The sequence below is a fragment of the Paenibacillus medicaginis genome (assembly GCF_042138635.1).
In the GTDB taxonomy this organism is placed as follows: Bacteria; Bacillota; Bacilli; order Paenibacillales; family Paenibacillaceae; genus Paenibacillus; species Paenibacillus medicaginis.
The window spans coordinates 168,103-186,172 of the sequence record NZ_JBHIRY010000009.1 but is presented as its reverse complement, the minus strand read 5'-3'; the positions used below and the strand labels follow the sequence as shown (position 1 = coordinate 186,172).

The following is an 18,070-nucleotide window of genomic DNA, read 5'->3' as shown; positions in this document are numbered from 1 at the left end:
AACACGACCGTTAAGCCCTCCAGCGCCGATGGTACTTGGACCGAAGGGTCCTGGGAGAGTAGGACGTTGCCAGGCAAGAAAAAACCGCTTATTATGAGGTTTACCTTATGATTAGCGGTTTTTTGTATTTTAAAAATAATAAGTTGTGCCGCAAAGCGGCATGGTGTTTGGAATCTAAAAAAGCGGCTCCTTTTCCAGGAAGCCGCTATATTTTTTAGAAAACTCTGCTGTTATAGATCTCTGCGCTCATTCAGGCAGAACTAAAATACAAGTACCGAGATAAAGTCAGCTTTTTTTAGCATAGATAATTCCGATAGTTTTAGGGCCACAGTGGCTGGAAATTACGCAGCCGGCCGTTGCGAGAGCCACTTCAGCTCCAGTTTGCTCCTGCAGCTTTTTCTGCAGCTCCAACGCATCCTCTTCAGCCATGGCATGCACGACAATGACCAGTTCCAGGTCCATGTTATCTTTTTGACTGAGGGCGTTGCTCAGCATTTGCTCCAGCGCTTTTTCACGTTTCCCCCGCACCTTGTAGGCTGGTGTCATTTTCCCGTCTATCACCTTAATTACAGGCCGGATCTTGAGCAGGCTGCCGATCAAATTTTGCATGCCCGAACACCTGCCGCCTTTATACAGATACTCCAGGGTGTCAATAACAAACTCTGTATCGATTCGTGGCTTTATTTCCTCCAGCAGCCGCACGATTTCAGGAATGTCCAGGCCATTCCTGACCGCCATGACGGCCTTCATGACCAGCAGTCCGATGCCGCAGCTCAGGTTTCTGGAATCCACGACATGAACTTTGCCTTCCGGAAACTCCTCGCCTGCCAATAACGCATTCTGATAAGTAGAGGAAAGCTCGGAGGATAAGCTGATATATAAAATGTCCATACCCTGCTCAATATAAGGTGTGAAATGTTGAATGAAATCAGCAGGCGAAGGGGCGGCCGTTTTTGGCAGGCTTCCTTCGCGGGAGACCCGTTCGAATAAGCGCTCAGTGGTAATATCTACTCCGTCCCGCAGTGATTCGCTGCCGAAAACGGTATAAAGCGGAACGATCCCAATGTTATATTGTTCAAGCCACTGCCTGGGGAGATCGCTTGTGCTGTCTGAAAATATTTTAATAGGATTCATAGGTACTCCTCTCGCATTACGGAAATCATGTCGAATATCAAATACTTATTTTCCACAAAAAAACGTAAAAAATCAAGACAAACCGTCAGAATTGAAAATAAGGCTCTTTTCCTTGTACAATAGTCTAAACAGATTAAAAGGGGATGTACAGATGCAGCGCAGATGGGTAATGCTTGGCGCTTTCATGATGATGCTTTCCGTAGCCATCGGGGCATTTGGCGCACATGCGCTTGGACCACGGATCGGTGAGCATAATCTGACGATTTATGAAACAGGTGTCAAATATCATATGATACACGCGGCAGGTTTGCTGATTATAGGATTGGCGGCAGGCCAATGGGGGGCTTCATCCAAGCTCAAATGGGCCGCAAGACTGTTGTTTGCCGGTATTATTTTATTTTCGGGAAGTCTGTATCTTCTGAGTATTACCAATATTCGCATTCTTGGAGCAATCACGCCACTTGGTGGAGTATGTTTTATGGGCGGCTGGCTGATGCTCATGCTGGCTGCTGTCGGCTTGAAAAAAGATTCCTGAACAAAAACAAACCGTCTGCGGCGTTTCCGCAAACGGTTTGTTTTGTTACATGTACAGGTCAGGTGGGGTAAATCTCATCAATTTCATTGATTTTGAAGGTATAAACCTGCTTTTCATCCACATGATAGACACTCAGCATTCCGCTGTCCTGATCATTGTTTATAATCCGGCATGGGATGCTGCGCTGGCCGCCGTATCGGTTCACAACCAAACGGACAAGCGAATTCTTTTTAATATAGTCATTAATCAAAACATGCATGCTGCTCGCCTGATTCCCGGCTGATTGTCCTAGTGATGTGTTGGCATGTTCGCTTAATGCCTCTTTTTTCATTTCGAGAGCGGTTTCAATAAGCATGCCTAATTCAATACCTGAAACGACGCGGTAATCGGCAACCCGTTCAAAGCTGTTGAGAACTTCCAATAGGGACTGAAGCGCGACGGCATTGGAGTTGCCTTTTACTAAGACATCCACGTTAAATAAATAACTCGATTCCTCTTTTGGCGTTACCTTGTCCATATTTCCTCCAGCCCTGGTTTCAATCAAATATTTAAAGTTTTTTCAGATTCTCAATATATCATTAAAATGCCATTCAGAATAGTCCTAATGTATCGATTTAATAGAATTTTTACATATAATTTGCGACTTTATAACCACGTGTGTTCACACCTGCCAAAAACTGATGCATAAACTGGAACAAATGCCGTACAACAAGGAGGTGTTTTTAAGTTGATTCATGTGGAGCCTATTCAAGTGGGTGAGTATACCTTTATTGGGGTGGAAGTGAAGTTGCCTAAAACCACTCTGATCTCCATATCCAATGACCGCGGCTATATTATGTGTGGAGCACTGGACGTAGGTTTGTTGAATGATCGACTTGCCGACCGCAAAATTATTGCTGCCCGGGCCGTAGGAGTTCGCACGCTTAAAGAGCTGCTGGAAGCTCCTATGGAGTCCGTGACTGCCGAAGCGGAGGCACTTGGAATTCAACCGGGGGTGCCCGGTTATGAGGCACTATTGAAAATGGTATAGACAGCAGTTGCAGAATGCGGATCTGTACAACAACACCGGAGCCAGCGGCTCCGGTGTCATAAAATACTTTGCCGTGTTAAAGATTTGCTTTGAACAGAGCGGCGAGATTATCGGAGTAGGGCGGGCGAATAATGCCCTTCTCTGTAATAATCGCTGTGACATATTCATTCGGAGTAACGTCAAACGCCGGATTGAACACCTTTACCCCTTGCGGAGCTGTTCTTTTGCCAAACCCTTCGGTAACTTCTTCAGCAGCTCTTTCTTCAATCGGAATATCAGCGCCTGTCGGTGTATTCAGATCAATGGTTGACAATGGGGACGCCACATAAAAAGGGATACCGTGCGCCTTCGCCAGTACAGCAACACTATAGGTTCCGATTTTATTGGCGACGTCTCCGTTGGCTGCCACGCGGTCTGTGCCTACAATAACTGCCTGAACCCATCCTTTAGACATGACCATGCCAGCCATATTGTCACAGATCAGAGTGACATCAATGCCAGCCTGCTGCAGTTCAAATGCCGTCAGGCGCGCTCCCTGCAGAACAGGACGGGTTTCGTCCGCAAACACCTTCAAACGGATTCTGTTCTCCTGCGCAAGATAAATGGGCGCAAGAGCAGTACCGTACTTGGCTGTGGCCAGCCCGCCTGCGTTGCAGTGGGTCAGCACCCCCATGCCGTCTTCGAACAGCGGGAGGGCATGCTCTCCGATGCTTTTGCACACCAGCTCGTCCTCTGCCTGAATCGCTATCGCTTCCTGTTCAAGCCCGGCGTCCCAGTCTTCAACCGTTCCGGTCTGTATGAGCTCCTGGGCGCGTTTTTTCATGCGGTCCAGAGCCCAGAACAGGTTCACGGCCGTCGGGCGGGAGGTGGCCAGATAAGCGCATACGGATTGCACATGCTTGAGCCAGCCTTCAGCACCCGCAGCTCCATATGCCTTCGCCCCGAGCACGACACCATAAGCAGCCGCCATGCCGATGGCAGGCGCTCCGCGCACCTTCATGCTGTGAATCCCTTCCCACACCTCTTCTGATGTAAACAAATCCAGCATGACGATGGATTCGGGAAGCAGGCGCTGATCCAGCATGATCAGCCGGTCTTCTTTCCAGATCAGGGACACGGGCGCGCCGGTTTGTTCAAATGTTTGGTTCATATCATTCCACCTCTGTTCCCGGCAGCCGTCCGGACGATATCGTCAATCTCGGTGATGGAATGAATCTTTCTGCAGTTCATGATCAAGGCTTTGCCGATGGAGAGCGCCAGGCGTTGGGCACGCTCCCTGTCAGCCTCATCCGGGATAGTATCGATATCCGCCACGTGGGAAAGGCCTACGATACGGCGGATCATTTTGGCTCCGGCAAAGCCTGCGGTATCCTGCAGCACTTTATGAATGTACATATCCTGATAGCCAGGCGTATGCGCCAGCGGATCAACAGCATGCTTGTCCCACAATTTGCGGAATTCCGCTTCGAATCTGGTCCATACATCAAGTGAGGTTTGCAGGAGCCAGCTCTGATGGCTGCGGCGATCCGTCTCATCCTGCTTCCAGCCGATCTGGGCAGCCAGGTTAAGCAGCAGGTTCGCGATGACAGCTCCGATATCAAAGCCCATAGGACCGTAATAAGCAAACTCGGGATCAATGACCTTGGTAGACTCTTCTGTGATAAAAATACTGCCTGTATGCAGGTCTCCATGCAGAAGCGCTTCGGTGCGGGTCAAAAACTTCTCTCGCAGCAGTGCAACCTCCAGATGGAGTGCCGTATCTGTCCGAAGGGCTTCCGCTTCGTCTTCAATGGAAGCAGGGTAATTGTTGTTGTCTGATAGCCTGTATGGATCAGCAAAGATCAGATCCTCCGTAATTTTGCACAAATCCGGATTGATGAACCGCCCTACCTGCTCCTTCTTCGCACGCGGCTCCATCGCAAGATCGGAGGTGAAGAAGAGGGTTCTGGCGATAAAGGTGCCGATATGTTCCGCAAAACGCGGGAATACTTTACCTTCAATCAAGGCGTGCCGCATGATGGTATATTCGCTGAGATCCTCCATGACCGTAAAAGCCATCTCGTCGTCATAGCTGTACACTTCGGGCACCAGGTCCGGGCACAGGCGGTGCTGCACCTGAAGGGCTTCGTGTTCAATGCGCGCGCGGTCCAGGCTGAGCGGCCAAGATTCGCCTACAACTTTCGCATAAGGCAGAGCCTGTTTGATTATAATACTCTTGCCTGATTCGGAATCTTTAATATGAAACACCAGATTCAGATTGCCGTCTCCGATTTCCCGGCAGTCAAGCCCGGCGCCTTCCGGGAAAAAGCCGGGAATCGTTTTGGCGAGGACGATGGCTTCTTCATTGGACAATGGATGATAAGCAGACAAAGATGACACCTCCGTAATGTACTAAAACCCACTGGTTCACTTGGTATAGACAGTATAACGAAAATGGTCTAAATTTAATATAGCTTTTTTTTCGAAAAGAGTGGGATAACTTTTGATAAAGGATGGGATGAACATGGCTAAATCGACTAAAAACACCGCAGGCACACAGGCACAATCCGTAGAAGAGCTTCTTAATCGCCAGGTGGCCAACCTGAATGTACTCTATGTGAAGCTCCATAATTACCATTGGTATGTAAAAGGCTCTAACTTCTTCACACTGCATGCCAAATTTGAAGAGCTTTATGATGAAGTGACGCTGAAAATGGACGAGGTTGCGGAGCGCCTGCTGACGCTGAAAGGCTCGCCTGCAGCAACGATGAAGGAATACCTGGATTTGAGCTCCATCAATGAAGCTTCCGGAACGGAAGATGCCAATACGATGGTTCAGACCATTATTGAGGATCTTGCCACCGTATGTGAAGAATACCAGGAAGGTATCGACCTGGCGGAGAAGGCTGAGGATCAGCCAACCGCAGATATGCTGACAGGCTTCAAGACGGATTTTGAGAAGCATATGTGGATGCTGCGCTCCTACCTCGGCTAATCGTCTTTTCCCGATCTATGCGAGATCAAGAGCGTTTTAATGCATGAATAAAACAGGTTTGACTGATAAATTCGGTCAAGCCTGTTTTGTTTATTGGAAATATGTTTATAAATCCGTGTATTGTTTGCAATTGCAAATATGAATATTATAAAATAACTTGAGAATCATTGAGAATCAGTTTAGAATGATTATAAATAAGCGGAAAACGGGCTATTTATTCTGCGGACCGCTATTACGATAAACGGAGGGACAATACTTACATGGCTACAAATTTCGTGATTGAAGGTCTGAAAGCGACCATTGAAGGTAAGGAGATTCTGAAAGGCATCAATCTGGAAATGAAGGGTGGAGAAATCCATGCCATCATGGGACCGAACGGTACAGGTAAAAGTACGCTGGCTTCCGCACTGATGGGACATCCGAAGTATGAGGTGACCGAGGGTACAGTTCTGCTTAACGGTGAAGACCTGCTTGAAATGGAAGTTGACGAGCGCGCTCGTGCCGGGCTGTTCCTGGCTATGCAGTATCCGAGTGAAATTGCGGGTGTTACCAACTCGGACTTCCTGCGCAGCGCTATTAACGCACGTATGGAGGAAGGCAAGGAAATTTCGCTGATCAAATTCATCCGCCAGATGGAAGGCAAGATGAAGGAACTGGAAATGAATCCTGAATTCGCGCATCGCTATCTGAATGAAGGCTTCTCCGGCGGCGAGAAGAAGCGGAACGAAATTTTGCAGATGATGCTGCTGGATCCGAAAATTGTCGTTCTGGACGAAATTGATTCCGGTCTCGACATCGACGCTTTGAGAATCGTAGCGAATGGTGTAAACCAGATGCGCTCGGAAGACCGCGGATTCCTCATCATTACCCACTATCAGCGCCTGCTGAACTACATCAAGCCTGACTTTGTGCATGTCATGATGCAGGGACGGATTGTAAAATCGGGCGGACCGGAGCTGGCTGAGCGTCTTGAGGCGGAAGGTTATGAATGGGTTAAAGAGGAACTCGGAATTGTTGATGAAACTGTAGGCCAAGAGGCGTAAGCCGGAGCGGAGGAGGATAACTGATGACAACACAAACAATGCTTCCGGTTGACTCTGAGCAGCTTCGCGCCTTGTCGGTTCAGAAGAACGAGCCTGCCTGGCTTGCCGAGCAAAGACTTAAAGCGCTTGAGCTTGCAGGCAAGCTGGAGCTTCCGGTATATGAGAAAACAAAAATTGAGCGCTGGAACCTCAGCGGGTATGGCACGCATCAGGATGTGCAGAAGCTGGCTTCCCTGGAGAATGTTCCTGCTTCTATTGCCGAGCTTGTCGAGACCCAGCAGAATAAGGGCGGACTGGTGATTCAGCGTAATTCCGGCGCGATTTATACACAGCTTAATGATGAGCTCGCGGCTAAAGGCGTTATTTTCACCGATCTGGAAACTGCGGCACGTGAGCATGGCGATCTGGTGCAGTCTTATCTTCATACGGCTGTAGAAACGGATGAGAACGCGGTTTCCGCCCTGCATTCGGCGCTCTGGAACGGCGGCGTATTCCTGTATGTACCGAAAAATGTGGAAATTCAGGACATTCCGCTGCAGGCTGTATTTTTGACGGATGATGCTTCTGCGTCGTTTGTCCCTCACGTCCTGATCGTCGTCGAAAGCAACAGCTCTGTCACTTATGTGGATAACTATGTCTCGGGAGAGTTGACTGCTCCTATTTTCCATAACGGTATTGTAGAGGTATTCGCCAAAGCAGGAGCCAAGGTGCGTTTTGCTTCCGTTCATCAGTTCGGTGAAGCTGCTACGGACATTTCAACCCGCCGTGCCGTGCTGGATAACGATGCTTCCATTGAATGGATCGTCGGTGAAATGAACGATGGCAACACAGCCAGCAATACGATGTCCGTCTTGAAGGGCAACGGATCTAACTCTGACGCGAAAGTGATTGCCGTCGGCTCAGGCAGCCAGAAGCTGAATTACACGACACAAGCGCAGCATTTTGGCAAAAGCTCCGACAGCCAGATGATCACAAGAGCGGTTATGAGGGAAGAAGCTTCTGCGATCATTAACGGGATTACCAAAATTGAAAAGGGCGCTACAAAAGCGGACGGCCAGCAAACGGAACGGGTGCTGATGCTGAGCAGCAAAGCACGCGGGGACGCCAATCCGATTCTGCTGATTGACGAGGATGATGTAACCGCAGGCCATGCGGCTTCTGTCGGACAGGTGAATCAGGAGCAAATCTATTACCTGATGTCCCGCGGTGTAAGCCGTGCGGATGCTGAACGGCTGATCATTTACGGATTCCTTGCTCCCGTTGTTTCCGATATTCCGCTGGAAGCTTTGCAGCAGCAGTTGCAGCGTCTGGTGGAAAGGAAGTTGGGACAATGAATGCCGCAGAACTTCGCGAGCAATTTCCGATTTTGAAGCAAGAGATTAACGGCCATCCGTTGATTTATCACGATAATGCGGCCACTTCCCAGAAGCCTGTCTCCGTGATTGAGGCGATCAAGCGTTATTACGAGTTAGACAACGCCAACGTTCATCGCGGGGTACACACCCTGGGAAGCCGGGCCACCGATGCTTATGAAGGGGCACGGGAAAAGGTTGCGCGTTTCATTAATGCCAAGCGCAGCCAGGAAATTATTTTCACGCGCGGCACGACGACAGCGCTGAACATTGTGGCTTCCTCTTACGGAAGAGCGAACTGCAAGGAAGGTGATGAAATTGTCATCACGGCCGCAGAGCATCACAGCAATCTGATTCCATGGCAGCAGGTGGCGAAGGCGACAGGGGCTACCCTGAAGTATCTTCCACTGCAGGAAGACGGCAGCATACGTCTGGCTGACGTGGAGCAAACTGTGACAGAACGTACCAGGATCGTATCGATTGCTTATGTATCCAACGTGCTTGGAGTCATACATCCGATTAAAGAAATTGCCGAAGTTGCCCACCGGAAAGGTGCAGTCCTGGTCGTTGACGGGGCGCAAAGCACCCCGCATATGAAAGTGGATGTGCAGGACCTTGATTGTGATTTCTATGCGTTTTCCGGTCATAAAATGTGCGGTCCGACAGGCATCGGCGCATTATATGGCAAAAAAGAGCTGCTTGACGCCATGGAGCCCGTGGAATTCGGCGGCGAAATGATCGATGATGTCGGGTTGTATGATTCGACGTGGAAGGAGCTGCCGTGGAAGTTCGAGGGCGGTACGCCGATCATTGCAGGTGCCGTCGGGCTGGGAGCAGCCATCGATTTTCTTCAAGGCATCGGCATGGACGAAATCGCCGCTCATGAAAGCCGCCTTGCTGCTTATGCGATAGATCGGCTGAGCGAAGTGGAAGGGCTCACGATCTATGGTCCGAAAGAGCGCCACGTCGGCGTGGTTACCTTCAACCTTGGCGATGTTCATCCGCATGATGTGGCAACAGTGCTTGACAGCAAAGGGATTGCAATCCGTGCTGGCCATCACTGCTGCCAGCCGCTGATGCGCTGGCTGAAGGTAAGTTCTACTGCACGTGCGAGCTTTTACCTGTATAATACAGAAGAAGAGATTGATTCATTGGTTAGCGCCCTAATTCAGACAAAGGAGTACTTTGGCGATGCAACTTGACGATCTGTACCGGCGCGTCATCATGGATCATTATAAAAATCCGCGCAACAAGGGACGGTTTGATGAGGATGCCGTTACGGTGGATCTGAACAACCCGACTTGCGGCGATAAGATTTCCTTGCAGCTGAAGCTGAAGGACGGCCTTGTTGAAGACGCCAGATATACGGGCGAAGGCTGTTCCATCAGCATGTCGTCCGCTTCCATGATGACAGAGGCTGTTAAAGGCAAGTCCTTGGATGAGGCGCTTCAATTGGCGGACCGCTTTTCCTCCCTTATGAAAGGGGAGCCTGCGGAGTTTGAAGAATACGAAGATATCGAGGCACTGTCCGGTGTAAATAAATTTCCTGCCCGCATCAAATGCGCGACACTTGCCTGGAACGCGCTGCGTAAGGGTATCGATCTTGAGCATTAAGATTCAAAAAATTTATGCAGCTTAGCTGCAATGGGAACAGCCGGGGATGCAAGAGGCTGCCGGTTCCCATCCAGAAGGGGTTGAACGAAATGGCGAAAAAGGCACCTGAGTTAGAGGAGTATAAGTACGGTTTTCGCGATGAACATAAAGCCATCTTCCAAACCGGCAAGGGTCTGACACCGGAAATTGTTAAAGAAATTTCCCGGATTAAAGACGAACCGGAATGGATGCTGGAATTTCGGCTTAAAGCACTGAAACAGTTTGAAAAAATGGCCACTCCGCAATGGGGCGGCGATTTGAACGATCTGGATTTTAATGATATTCAGTATTATGTGCGCCCTTCCGAGAAGCAGGGCAAGACTTGGGAGGAGGTTCCGGCTGAAATTAAGGAAACCTTCGACAAGCTGGGTATTCCTGAAGCAGAGCAGAAGTTCCTTGCAGGGGTATCCGCACAATACGAGTCCGAGGTTGTATACCACAATATGCAGAAGGACCTCGAAGATCAGGGCGTTATTTTTACAGATACGGACACGGCTCTTAAAGAGCACCCTGAAATTTTCAAGGAATACTTTGCAACTGTCGTACCTACGGCTGATAACAAATTCGCTGCTTTGAACAGTGCGGTATGGTCCGGCGGAAGCTTTATCTATGTGCCAAAAGGCGTAAAATGTGAAATTCCGCTGCAGGCTTATTTCCGGATCAACTCGGAAAACATGGGGCAGTTTGAGCGTACGCTCATCATCGCGGACGAAGACAGCTTCGTTCACTATGTTGAAGGCTGTACAGCACCAATCTACAGCACCAATTCCCTGCACAGTGCCGTAGTTGAAATCATTGCAAAGAAAAATGCGCGTGTCCGCTATACAACGATTCAGAACTGGGCTCCTAACATTTACAATCTGGTGACCAAGCGGGCCGTTGCGGAAGAAAATGCAACGATGGAATGGGTTGACGGCAATATCGGCTCCAAGCTGACCATGAAATATCCGGCCGTTATCCTGAAAGGCCGCGGTGCCAAAGGCATGGTGCTGTCCATTGCCGTAGCAGGCAAAGGACAGCATCAGGACGCAGGTGCGAAAATGATTCACCTGGCTCCTGATACAACGTCAACGATCGTGTCTAAATCGATCAGCAAGCATGGCGGCAAAGTAACCTATCGTGGTCTGGCATCCTTCGGACGTCAGGCGGAAGGTGCGAAGTCCAATATCAAATGTGATACGCTCATTCTGGACAACGAGTCCACTTCAGATACGATTCCATACAATGAAATCATGAATGACAACATTACACTTGAGCATGAGGCTACCGTATCCAAAGTGTCTGAGGATCAGCTATTCTACCTGATGAGCCGCGGCTTGTCCGAAGCGGAAGCGACCCAAATGATCGTTATGGGCTTTATCGAGCCGTTTACCAAAGAGCTGCCTATGGAATACGCCGTTGAAATGAATCGATTGATCAAGTTCGAGATGGAGGGCTCCATCGGTTAAGCCTTGTGAAGCAAGGTTTCCTTTATCCAAAGAAATGGTTTGCCCGGTTATGTCTGCATATATTTTTCATATAGCAGCAGATCATCATCCTCTATATTCTTTGTTATATGAAGATAGGTGTCTGCTACGATTTTAATACTTGCGTGTCCGAATCTGTCGGACACGCATTTTATATTTGTACCCTGATGTCTGCAATTGGAACTGGAGTTTGAGCTTGAGCAGTTTGATTCCGATGCGTTATTTTTCATAAATATATATCATCTAGGCGGTCGTATTGTGATACTAAATATGGTACTATGAGTAAAATGAAAATCTCTAAATGAAATCCAACAATGAAGTTACTACGGTATTCGGGCTTTAGCTAATCGGCAAGAATCTGATACAATTCAGGAAAATCGTGAACCGGAGAAATTGTTATGTACCCAATTGTTAATTTGAGCGGATGGAAGTATGAGGATCTGATGGTTTCTGGATCAAAGGAAAAAAGATGGTACAGAATGCCTGGCAGTAACAAATTAGTTCTGTTTAAACTGCCTATCACTTTAACTAGTGAGTCATCCAATAACATGAGTGAAATTACTGGTGAGATGTGGTCTGAAAAGCTGGCTTCAGATATTGCAGAAATATTAGGTTTTAATGTCCATCAAGTAGACATTGCGTCATTAGAGATCGATCAAGAAGCCATTTCTTTTTATGGTTTGGATGAAGATAAAATAAGGTGCTTAGATATTATTTATGGAGCTTTATGCCATTCGTTTTTGTCAGAAGGACTTGAAAGTTTAGTCGAAGGCGCGGACTTGATAATGGAGCTTGATGATACCTATAATCGAAAATTACTCAAAGGAAATAAGGAAGTATACAGTTATCAGTTGCTTCTTAGGGTTTTTGATAAATACAATTGTATAGATGATCTTTATAAAATGATTATTTTTGATACACTTATTGGAAACACTGATCGTCATCAGGATAATTTTGGGATGATTAGAGACGAAGTCTCGTCAAGATCCTTAAGTTTTGCCCCTTTTTATGATAATTCTTCATCACTAGGCAGGGAGTTAACAACTCAAAGAATACAATTAATGTTCAGGGATAAGCAGATGTTTCAATCTTATTTATTTGGTAAAAAGTCTTCACCACAAATTAAGTGGGGGGATATAAACCAAAACACAAAGCTTAACTTTTTTGATTTTTTGAATAGGGTAAAACTACTTACACCGGAGATCAAAAAATACGACGTTGTTGTTGCTAAACTAACTGATATTAAGATAGATAAAATAATTGATGCTATTCCAGAAATAGTTATGTCTAAACTTCATAAAGAGTTTGTAAATAAACTACTTAAATTACGTCGGGATATAACTTTAGAGGAGTTATCAAAATGAGTTTTTACAAAAAATTACTTTTGAATTGGAAGGAACCGAGTCCAGAAAGAAAAAATTACTTGGTGGGGATTATCGAAAAGAAGCCTAATGAATATGTTTTTAGATATATTAAGCCCATGCTTGACCAGGCGAAAGAGAAAGGTTTTACGCCAATCATTGGCTTGAGTGAGGAAGATAAGGTTTATCGAAGCGAAAAGCTCTTTTCTATTTTTGAAAGGAGACTACCGGGTTCGAACCGGACCGTATTTAAAAAGCTCTTAAAAGAATATGGTTTAAGTAATGAAGAAGATGCTGAATGGGATTATTTATCGATTTCCAAGGGAAAGTTAGCAACTGACGGCTTGTCATTTCTTGCTCCAGCAGTTTATGAGAACGGAGCATTATTTTTGAACATTGAAGTTGCAGGATGGTCTCATACTAAAGCTGCAAACAAAAGCATTGAGAAAGATATCGAAGTACAGGTTCACATTGAAATTGATAATAAACACGATAGTTCTGCAGTAATAATTAATGATTTGCGTAGTAACGAGATGCTTGGATACATCCCGAGACCATACAATGAGCTTTTCTATAGATTATTAAAAAAGGGTCATGAAGTGGTGGGGAAAATTTATAGTTTGAACAAACAAGATGGAAGGCCAAGTATTGTTCTTGGACTTATGATAGAGAAGGAGTTATTAGAACAAGAAACAGATCTACAATATTTGATCGAGTATCAATAATTAAGCAAAAAAGTCGCTAAAAACAAAACAGCGGCTTTTTTTGCTGAAGAAATATTTATGATAATCCTTCCATTAATGGAAACCACCCCCAGAATACAATACTGGAGGTGGTTTTTCTTAGCGAAACTAAATATATACTTCCTCAATAGCCAGATCCCGTTCTTTGGCCAGATCGATGAAACGACCATCGTCCATTTTGATCAAGGGCCGGAAATAATCGACAGGATTATTCAAAATGATCGTGCCAGTCTGCCCATTGGTGAGCAGTACCTTCTTCTTAATAAAGTTAGGAAGCATATGACGGATAAAGGTTTGGGTGGCTACCGGGTCCAAATGGCCGAAGCTCATAGTGTGAAGTTCTCTCAGAACGGCCAGCAATTCCTGCCTGGATTGATAGACACGGTTGGAGGTCATGGCGCTGTATACGTCCGCAACAGCCGTAATTCGTGCAAAAGGATGAATCTCTTCCTTAAACAAACCGTGAGGATACCCTGTTCCGTTCTCGCGTTCATGGTGCTGAAGCGCCACTGTTGCCGCAATCTCATCTGACGTTGAATTTCGGATGAGGTCATATCCGTATTGGGTGTGCTTCTTGACTTCCCGAAACTCTTCTTCCGTTAATTTGGCAGGCTTGTTCAAAATATGAGCCGGGACCATGCATTTGCCGATATCATGCAAATAACCGGCTCTGCCGGCTGCATAAGCCTCCTCCTGGGAGTATCCGAGCCAAATGGCAAGATAATAAGATAAAACCCCCACCTCAAGGGAATGATTGTAGGTATATTCGTCTCCTTGACCCAATAGCAGCAGCATGGAAACGACGTCCTTCTGCTGGGCTAACTCGTCAACAATAGGAGCAAACAGCTCATCCACCCGGTGAGAGTTGAATTGGCCTGAAGCTGAGGCGGATAAAAACATGGCCTCCACACCATCGATGGCATCGGTGAATAGAGGAACGATGTGCGCGAGTGAATCCGGGGCGGCCGGTTCATCCGGGGCAAAGCTGTGTACGCTCTTGGAAGCGCCTGCTTCTATATCGATATATTCAACATTGTGCATCAACAGTTTACGAATATCATCATGTCTAAGTGTGGTTCCTTTGGTCAAGACTGGCACACCGTTGTCGTTGTATGTATCGCTCTGTAGACGGTCTCCTGGCTGGGCATCGGTGACGTGGACTCTCAATCAGTTCTACCACCTTTTTTTCTTGAAGTAATAAGAATACTATATCAAGAAAAAAATCCCATGACAACGACTTTCTTACTAGGTTTGTGGTGGTAATGTGGGGTTCCAAGGTCCTAATTGTGAGCCCTTCCATTCGGAGCCGTCTTCCCAAATCTCCTTTTTCCAGATCGGGACCTTATGCTTGAGAGCTTCAATGGCATAACGGCTGGCCTCATAGCACATATCACGGTGCGGGGCGGATACAGCGATGATGACACTGGTTTCAGCAATGTCGACCTTGCCGGTTCGGTGCGCGATTGCACAAAGCGTGCCGGACCACCGTTCGGCAATATCCTTGCCGATTTCGGACAGCTTGCTCAGCGCCATGGGAACATAAGCCTCATATTCCAGATGCACGGTGCGTTGACCTGCTGTCATTTCCCTTGTCGTACCGACAAATACAAGGGAAGCGCCATGATTCGGCGTAATGACTTTGGTTGTAATGTCCTCCTGTGAAAGCGGGTTTTCGGTAATGATATGCCATCCGTCGCTGCTCGTATATACAGGATGGCCGTTCAGGCCATCGCCGCCGGAAACCGGCGGAATGACTGCAACCTCGTCGCCTTCGTTGATAGGGGTTTCAGGGGATGCAAATTCCTGATTAATGGCTACAAAAGACGATTGTATTGCGGCTGCGGCTTCCGGATAATCGGCTGCGAGCTGTGTCTTGACCTGACCGGCAGTGACGGAAGCAGCCTCCAGGCTGATCACAAGACGGGAAGAACCGATGCGCTCGGCGAGCCCCGCGAACAGCAGCACTTCTACATTCATGGATGATTCACCTCGGTTTATGGATTGCTGCAAATTTTTAGCTTCTTCAATATATCATATTGCCTAGTAAAATGTTATTCTTAACAATTAGATATCCTATATTCTTCATAACTTGATCAAGATACATGTTAAGAACCGGACCCGGTATAGGAGGAAGGAACGGATATGGAATCCGCTTATGAGCAAACTTTAACGATCCTGCACACGAATGATATCCACAGCCGTTTCGGAAGCATGTCTTCGCTTGCAGCCATGGCAGCCGAGCAGAAGCGGGCCTCTGAAGGAGCAGTGCTACTCCTTGATATCGGTGATCATATGGACAGAATGGCTCCGGAAACGGAAGGTACCTACGGAGGAGCCAACGTGGATGTGATCAACCTGACAGGGTATGATGCGGTAACGATCGGCAATAATGAGGGACTGACGTTCACCCCCGATATGCTGGAACAGGCTTATGCAGGCATTCAATGTCCTGTCGTATGCGGCAATATTCGAGAAATATCGACAGGATTCACCCCGCCCTGGATGAAAGAATTCCTGGTATTGAACAAGGATGGTATTCGTATCGGGCTGGTCGCCGCAACGGCACCCTATTCCACCTTTTACCGGATACTGGGCTGGGAGGCCAGAGATCCGGTTGAGAGTCTGAAGCAGCAGGTAGCAGCCATCCGCGGCAGCGTGGATGTTGTGATTGTAATGTCCCATTTGGGGTTACATACAGATGAGAGGCTGGCGAGGGAAGTCACTGGCATTGATGTCATCCTTGGCGGACATTCGCATCACGTGCTGGAGGCGCCCCTCATGATTGGCGGCACGGCCCTGTGCGCCGCAGGCAAGCATGGAATGCTCATGGGCAAGGTGGTCCTGGGTCGCAACGGAAAGCAGGAGCCCTTTAAGGTGATCGCCGGAGAATGCCTGCCCCTGAACACTTTGATACTGGATGAAAACGTGGCGGCAGCCATAGCCGTTCATCGCCAGCGGGCGGATATCCGTTTGCAGGAAACTGTAGCGATTATAGACCAGAGTTGCTCTATTGCCTATGACAGGGAATCGGAATTTGGCAATATTATGGCCCAGGCGGTCCGTCATTTTACGGGGGCTCAGCTCGCCATAGTCAACTCGGGGCAGCTGCTGGGACCATTGCCCGAAGGCAGCATTTCGAAGAGACTCCTGCATCAGCTATGCCCTTCACCGATCAATGCGTGTACGATGAATTTACAGGGCTCGGCCATCCGTCTTGCGCTGGAGCAATCACTTTTGTCTGAATTTGCCGATAAAAAGATTATAGGCTTCGGGTTCAGGGGTGAGGTGCTGGGCAGTCTGTGTGTAGACGGGATTCAAGTCATATATGACCTGCAGCGAAATCCGTTTGACAGAATCATTGAAATCAGACTGAATGACAGCCTGTTGTCGGATGAAGAGAGCTATAACGTGGGCACACTGGACATGTTTTCCTTTAAAATAGGGTATGAAAGCCTGGCTGCAGGGACGGAGCTGGATTATCGTTTACCGGAATTTTTAAGGGATCTGATCGGAAATGAGCTTCAGCGCCCGAATGCTCTGAAGGAAAGCATGGTTTGCCGCTGGATTGCGGTTCAACAATAAGCTACAGGACACAGTTATCATTGGTGCGGAAGAGGGTATTACTATGCGGCTGTTAGCGGTTGATTCATTACGTCCGGGAATGAAGCTCGGCAAAAAAATATACAATGAGGACGGACTGGTTCTATTGTCGGAAGAGGTAGAGCTGAATGACCGGATGATCAAGCGACTTGGCGAGGTGGGAATTGCATATGTGTATATTCATGACCCCCAAACTGACGATATTGATATCCCTGACATGATCCAGGAGAAGACGAGGCAGAAGGCCTTGCAGGAAATCCGGAAGCAGTTCAGGGAGCTTTCCGGTTTCACTCTGCAAAAATCCGTATCTCATTTGGGAAAAGCTTTTGGCGGTATCATGGAATCGATTCTTGAGGATATCGGCAGCAGGCAGGATACGATGATTATGCTTAATGACTTGGGCAGCACGGACCAAAATTTGTACCAGCATTCCCTAACGGTATGCCTGTACAGCCTGGTGCTTGGCAAGGCTAACGGTTATAACCGCCAGCAGCTGCTGGAGCTGGGCATCGGTTCCTTGCTTCATGATATCGGTAAAACGCAGCTTTCCCCCGATATTTTACTTAAGCCGGGAAAGCTGACCAGTGAAGAGTATCTGGAGGTGCAAAAGCATGCACAGATCGGATATCAGATATTAAAAAAGGTGCCTGATATTTCTCTGCTGTCTGCAATTTGCGCTTTGCAACACCATGAACGGATCGACGGAACGGGTTATCCGAACAGGCTGCATAACGGGGAAATTCATGAGTATGCCAAATGGGTTGGGCTTGCAGACTCCTATGATGCCATGACAGCGAACCGGAGCTATAGAGCACCTATGCTCCCCCATCAGGCGGTAGAAGCGCTCTATACGGGGGCAGGAACCCTGTATGAGCAATATATGCTGGAAAAATTCCGCGACTGTGTGGCTATTTATCCGCTTGGGCTCCCTGTCGTATTAAGCACGGGCGAAGAGGGAATCGTCGTGCGCATTGATCCCCGGATTCCGCACCGGCCCGTTATCCGGGTGCTGAAGGATCAGGACGGGCAGGAGCTGGCAGCTCCTTATGAAATCGATCTGTCTGCGGTTTTATCCGTGATCATCACGGAAGCGGGCGGTATGAAGAAGGCGGAGGAGCAGGCCGGCCTGGGATAATTCACGGCCTTGAACTGTGCAGCCGCTGTCCGCTTCGTGTTATG

The 18,070-nt window shown here is 47.8% G+C and carries 18 protein-coding genes and 1 rRNA gene; 13 read left to right on the top strand and 6 right to left on the bottom strand.

Annotation, left to right across the window (positions count from 1 at the left end; all coding sequences use genetic code 11):
- Positions 1-75, top strand: a 5S ribosomal RNA gene (rrf, locus tag ACE5LO_RS27900); the annotation flags it as partial.
- Between the two features lie 210 nt (positions 76-285).
- Here the strand turns inward: rrf and ACE5LO_RS12320 are convergent.
- Positions 286-1,134 (bottom strand): DegV family protein, encoded by an 849-nt coding sequence (locus ACE5LO_RS12320; RefSeq protein WP_375520315.1) that lies wholly within the window; start codon positions 1,132-1,134, stop codon positions 286-288.
- 151 nt (positions 1,135-1,285) lie between these two features.
- Here ACE5LO_RS12320 and ACE5LO_RS12315 point away from each other — a divergent pair, with 151 nt between their 5' ends.
- Entirely contained in the window at positions 1,286-1,669 is a 384-nt protein-coding gene (locus ACE5LO_RS12315; RefSeq protein WP_375520314.1) for a DUF423 domain-containing protein, read from the top strand.
- A 58-nt stretch (positions 1,670-1,727) separates the two neighbouring features.
- Here the strand turns inward: ACE5LO_RS12315 and ACE5LO_RS12310 are convergent, their stop codons facing one another.
- Positions 1,728-2,186 (bottom strand): hypothetical protein, encoded by a 459-nt coding sequence (locus tag ACE5LO_RS12310; RefSeq protein ID WP_375520313.1) that lies wholly within the window; start codon positions 2,184-2,186, stop codon positions 1,728-1,730.
- Positions 2,187-2,396: 210 nt separating this feature from the next.
- Here ACE5LO_RS12310 and ACE5LO_RS12305 point away from each other — a divergent pair, with 210 nt between their 5' ends.
- A complete protein-coding gene (locus tag ACE5LO_RS12305) occupies positions 2,397-2,699 on the top strand; it encodes a YunC family protein (RefSeq protein ID WP_375520312.1) in 303 nt (100 codons plus the stop codon).
- Positions 2,700-2,775: 76 nt separating this feature from the next.
- Here the strand turns inward: ACE5LO_RS12305 and mtnA are convergent, their stop codons facing one another.
- Positions 2,776-3,849, bottom strand: coding sequence for an S-methyl-5-thioribose-1-phosphate isomerase (mtnA, locus tag ACE5LO_RS12300; protein WP_375520311.1), 1,074 nt, complete (start codon positions 3,847-3,849; stop codon positions 2,776-2,778).
- Positions 3,846-5,069: an S-methyl-5-thioribose kinase gene (gene mtnK / locus ACE5LO_RS12295; RefSeq protein ID WP_375520310.1), complete on the bottom strand. Its 1,224-nt coding sequence runs from the start codon at positions 5,067-5,069 to the stop codon at positions 3,846-3,848. Before mtnK ends, mtnA begins: the two co-directional genes overlap by 4 nt.
- Before the next feature lie 133 nt (positions 5,070-5,202).
- On the opposite strand from mtnK, the gene ACE5LO_RS12290 reads away from it, so the two are divergent.
- The 8 genes from ACE5LO_RS12290 (at position 5,203) to ACE5LO_RS12255 (ending at position 13,273) form a co-directional block, all read left to right on the top strand.
- Positions 5,203-5,673: a Dps family protein gene (locus tag ACE5LO_RS12290; protein WP_375520309.1), complete on the top strand. Its 471-nt coding sequence runs from the start codon at positions 5,203-5,205 to the stop codon at positions 5,671-5,673.
- Between the two features lie 260 nt (positions 5,674-5,933).
- Positions 5,934-6,716 carry a Fe-S cluster assembly ATPase SufC gene (sufC, locus tag ACE5LO_RS12285; RefSeq protein ID WP_375520308.1) on the top strand — a complete coding sequence of 261 codons (783 nt, stop codon included), beginning with the start codon at positions 5,934-5,936 and terminating at the stop codon, positions 6,714-6,716.
- 23 nt (positions 6,717-6,739) lie between these two features.
- Positions 6,740-8,050 carry a Fe-S cluster assembly protein SufD gene (sufD, locus tag ACE5LO_RS12280; protein ID WP_375520307.1) on the top strand — a complete coding sequence of 437 codons (1,311 nt, stop codon included), beginning with the start codon at positions 6,740-6,742 and terminating at the stop codon, positions 8,048-8,050.
- On the top strand, positions 8,047-9,270 hold the full coding sequence (locus ACE5LO_RS12275) for a cysteine desulfurase (RefSeq protein WP_375520306.1): 1,224 nt from the start codon (positions 8,047-8,049) through the stop codon (positions 9,268-9,270). Before sufD ends, ACE5LO_RS12275 begins: the two co-directional genes overlap by 4 nt.
- Complete coding sequence (sufU, locus tag ACE5LO_RS12270; protein ID WP_355318006.1) at positions 9,260-9,682, top strand: Fe-S cluster assembly sulfur transfer protein SufU; 423 nt, start codon at positions 9,260-9,262, stop codon at positions 9,680-9,682. The genes ACE5LO_RS12275 and sufU overlap by 11 nt, the downstream gene beginning before the upstream one ends.
- An 89-nt stretch (positions 9,683-9,771) precedes the next feature.
- On the top strand, positions 9,772-11,169 hold the full coding sequence (gene sufB, locus ACE5LO_RS12265) for a Fe-S cluster assembly protein SufB (RefSeq protein ID WP_375520305.1): 1,398 nt from the start codon (positions 9,772-9,774) through the stop codon (positions 11,167-11,169).
- A 416-nt stretch (positions 11,170-11,585) separates the two neighbouring features.
- On the top strand, positions 11,586-12,551 hold the full coding sequence (locus ACE5LO_RS12260) for a HipA domain-containing protein (protein ID WP_375520304.1): 966 nt from the start codon (positions 11,586-11,588) through the stop codon (positions 12,549-12,551).
- Positions 12,548-13,273 (top strand): HIRAN domain-containing protein, encoded by a 726-nt coding sequence (locus tag ACE5LO_RS12255; protein ID WP_375520303.1) that lies wholly within the window; start codon positions 12,548-12,550, stop codon positions 13,271-13,273. Before ACE5LO_RS12260 ends, ACE5LO_RS12255 begins: the two co-directional genes overlap by 4 nt.
- Positions 13,274-13,399: 126 nt before the next feature.
- On the opposite strand, the gene ACE5LO_RS12250 is transcribed toward ACE5LO_RS12255, so the two are convergent.
- Together ACE5LO_RS12250 and moaD are read right to left on the bottom strand one after the other, a co-directional pair.
- Complete coding sequence (locus ACE5LO_RS12250) at positions 13,400-14,458, bottom strand: HD-GYP domain-containing protein (RefSeq protein WP_375520302.1); 1,059 nt, start codon at positions 14,456-14,458, stop codon at positions 13,400-13,402.
- 78 nt (positions 14,459-14,536) lie between these two features.
- Positions 14,537-15,268, bottom strand: a complete 732-nt coding sequence (gene moaD / locus ACE5LO_RS12245) for a molybdopterin converting factor subunit 1 (protein ID WP_375520301.1) — start codon at positions 15,266-15,268, stop codon at positions 14,537-14,539.
- Between the two features lie 165 nt (positions 15,269-15,433).
- Here moaD and ACE5LO_RS12240 point away from each other — a divergent pair, with 165 nt between their 5' ends.
- The gene (locus ACE5LO_RS12240) at positions 15,434-16,873 is read left to right on the top strand and encodes a bifunctional metallophosphatase/5'-nucleotidase (RefSeq protein ID WP_375520300.1); all 1,440 of its coding nucleotides are present in this window, start codon (positions 15,434-15,436) and stop codon (positions 16,871-16,873) included.
- A 43-nt stretch (positions 16,874-16,916) separates the two neighbouring features.
- Positions 16,917-18,026 (top strand): HD-GYP domain-containing protein, encoded by a 1,110-nt coding sequence (locus ACE5LO_RS12235; RefSeq protein ID WP_375520299.1) that lies wholly within the window; start codon positions 16,917-16,919, stop codon positions 18,024-18,026.
- The last annotated feature ends 44 nt before the right edge of the window (positions 18,027-18,070 follow it).

Coding starts and splice junctions, on each gene's coding strand:
- ACE5LO_RS12320 (WP_375520315.1), bottom strand. CDS start 1,134: ATGAATCCTATTAAAATATTTTCAGACAGCACAAGCGATCTCCCCAGG.
- ACE5LO_RS12315 (WP_375520314.1), top strand. CDS start 1,286: ATGCAGCGCAGATGGGTAATGCTTGGCGCTTTCATGATGATGCTTTCC.
- ACE5LO_RS12310 (WP_375520313.1), bottom strand. CDS start 2,186: ATGGACAAGGTAACGCCAAAAGAGGAATCGAGTTATTTATTTAACGTG.
- mtnA (WP_375520311.1), bottom strand. CDS start 3,849: ATGAACCAAACATTTGAACAAACCGGCGCGCCCGTGTCCCTGATCTGG.
- ACE5LO_RS12290 (WP_375520309.1), top strand. CDS start 5,203: ATGGCTAAATCGACTAAAAACACCGCAGGCACACAGGCACAATCCGTA.
- sufC (WP_375520308.1), top strand. CDS start 5,934: ATGGCTACAAATTTCGTGATTGAAGGTCTGAAAGCGACCATTGAAGGT.
- sufD (WP_375520307.1), top strand. CDS start 6,740: ATGACAACACAAACAATGCTTCCGGTTGACTCTGAGCAGCTTCGCGCC.
- ACE5LO_RS12275 (WP_375520306.1), top strand. CDS start 8,047: ATGAATGCCGCAGAACTTCGCGAGCAATTTCCGATTTTGAAGCAAGAG.
- sufU (WP_355318006.1), top strand. CDS start 9,260: ATGCAACTTGACGATCTGTACCGGCGCGTCATCATGGATCATTATAAA.
- sufB (WP_375520305.1), top strand. CDS start 9,772: ATGGCGAAAAAGGCACCTGAGTTAGAGGAGTATAAGTACGGTTTTCGC.
- ACE5LO_RS12260 (WP_375520304.1), top strand. CDS start 11,586: ATGTACCCAATTGTTAATTTGAGCGGATGGAAGTATGAGGATCTGATG.
- ACE5LO_RS12255 (WP_375520303.1), top strand. CDS start 12,548: ATGAGTTTTTACAAAAAATTACTTTTGAATTGGAAGGAACCGAGTCCA.
- moaD (WP_375520301.1), bottom strand. CDS start 15,268: ATGAATGTAGAAGTGCTGCTGTTCGCGGGGCTCGCCGAGCGCATCGGT.
- ACE5LO_RS12240 (WP_375520300.1), top strand. CDS start 15,434: ATGGAATCCGCTTATGAGCAAACTTTAACGATCCTGCACACGAATGAT.
- ACE5LO_RS12235 (WP_375520299.1), top strand. CDS start 16,917: ATGCGGCTGTTAGCGGTTGATTCATTACGTCCGGGAATGAAGCTCGGC.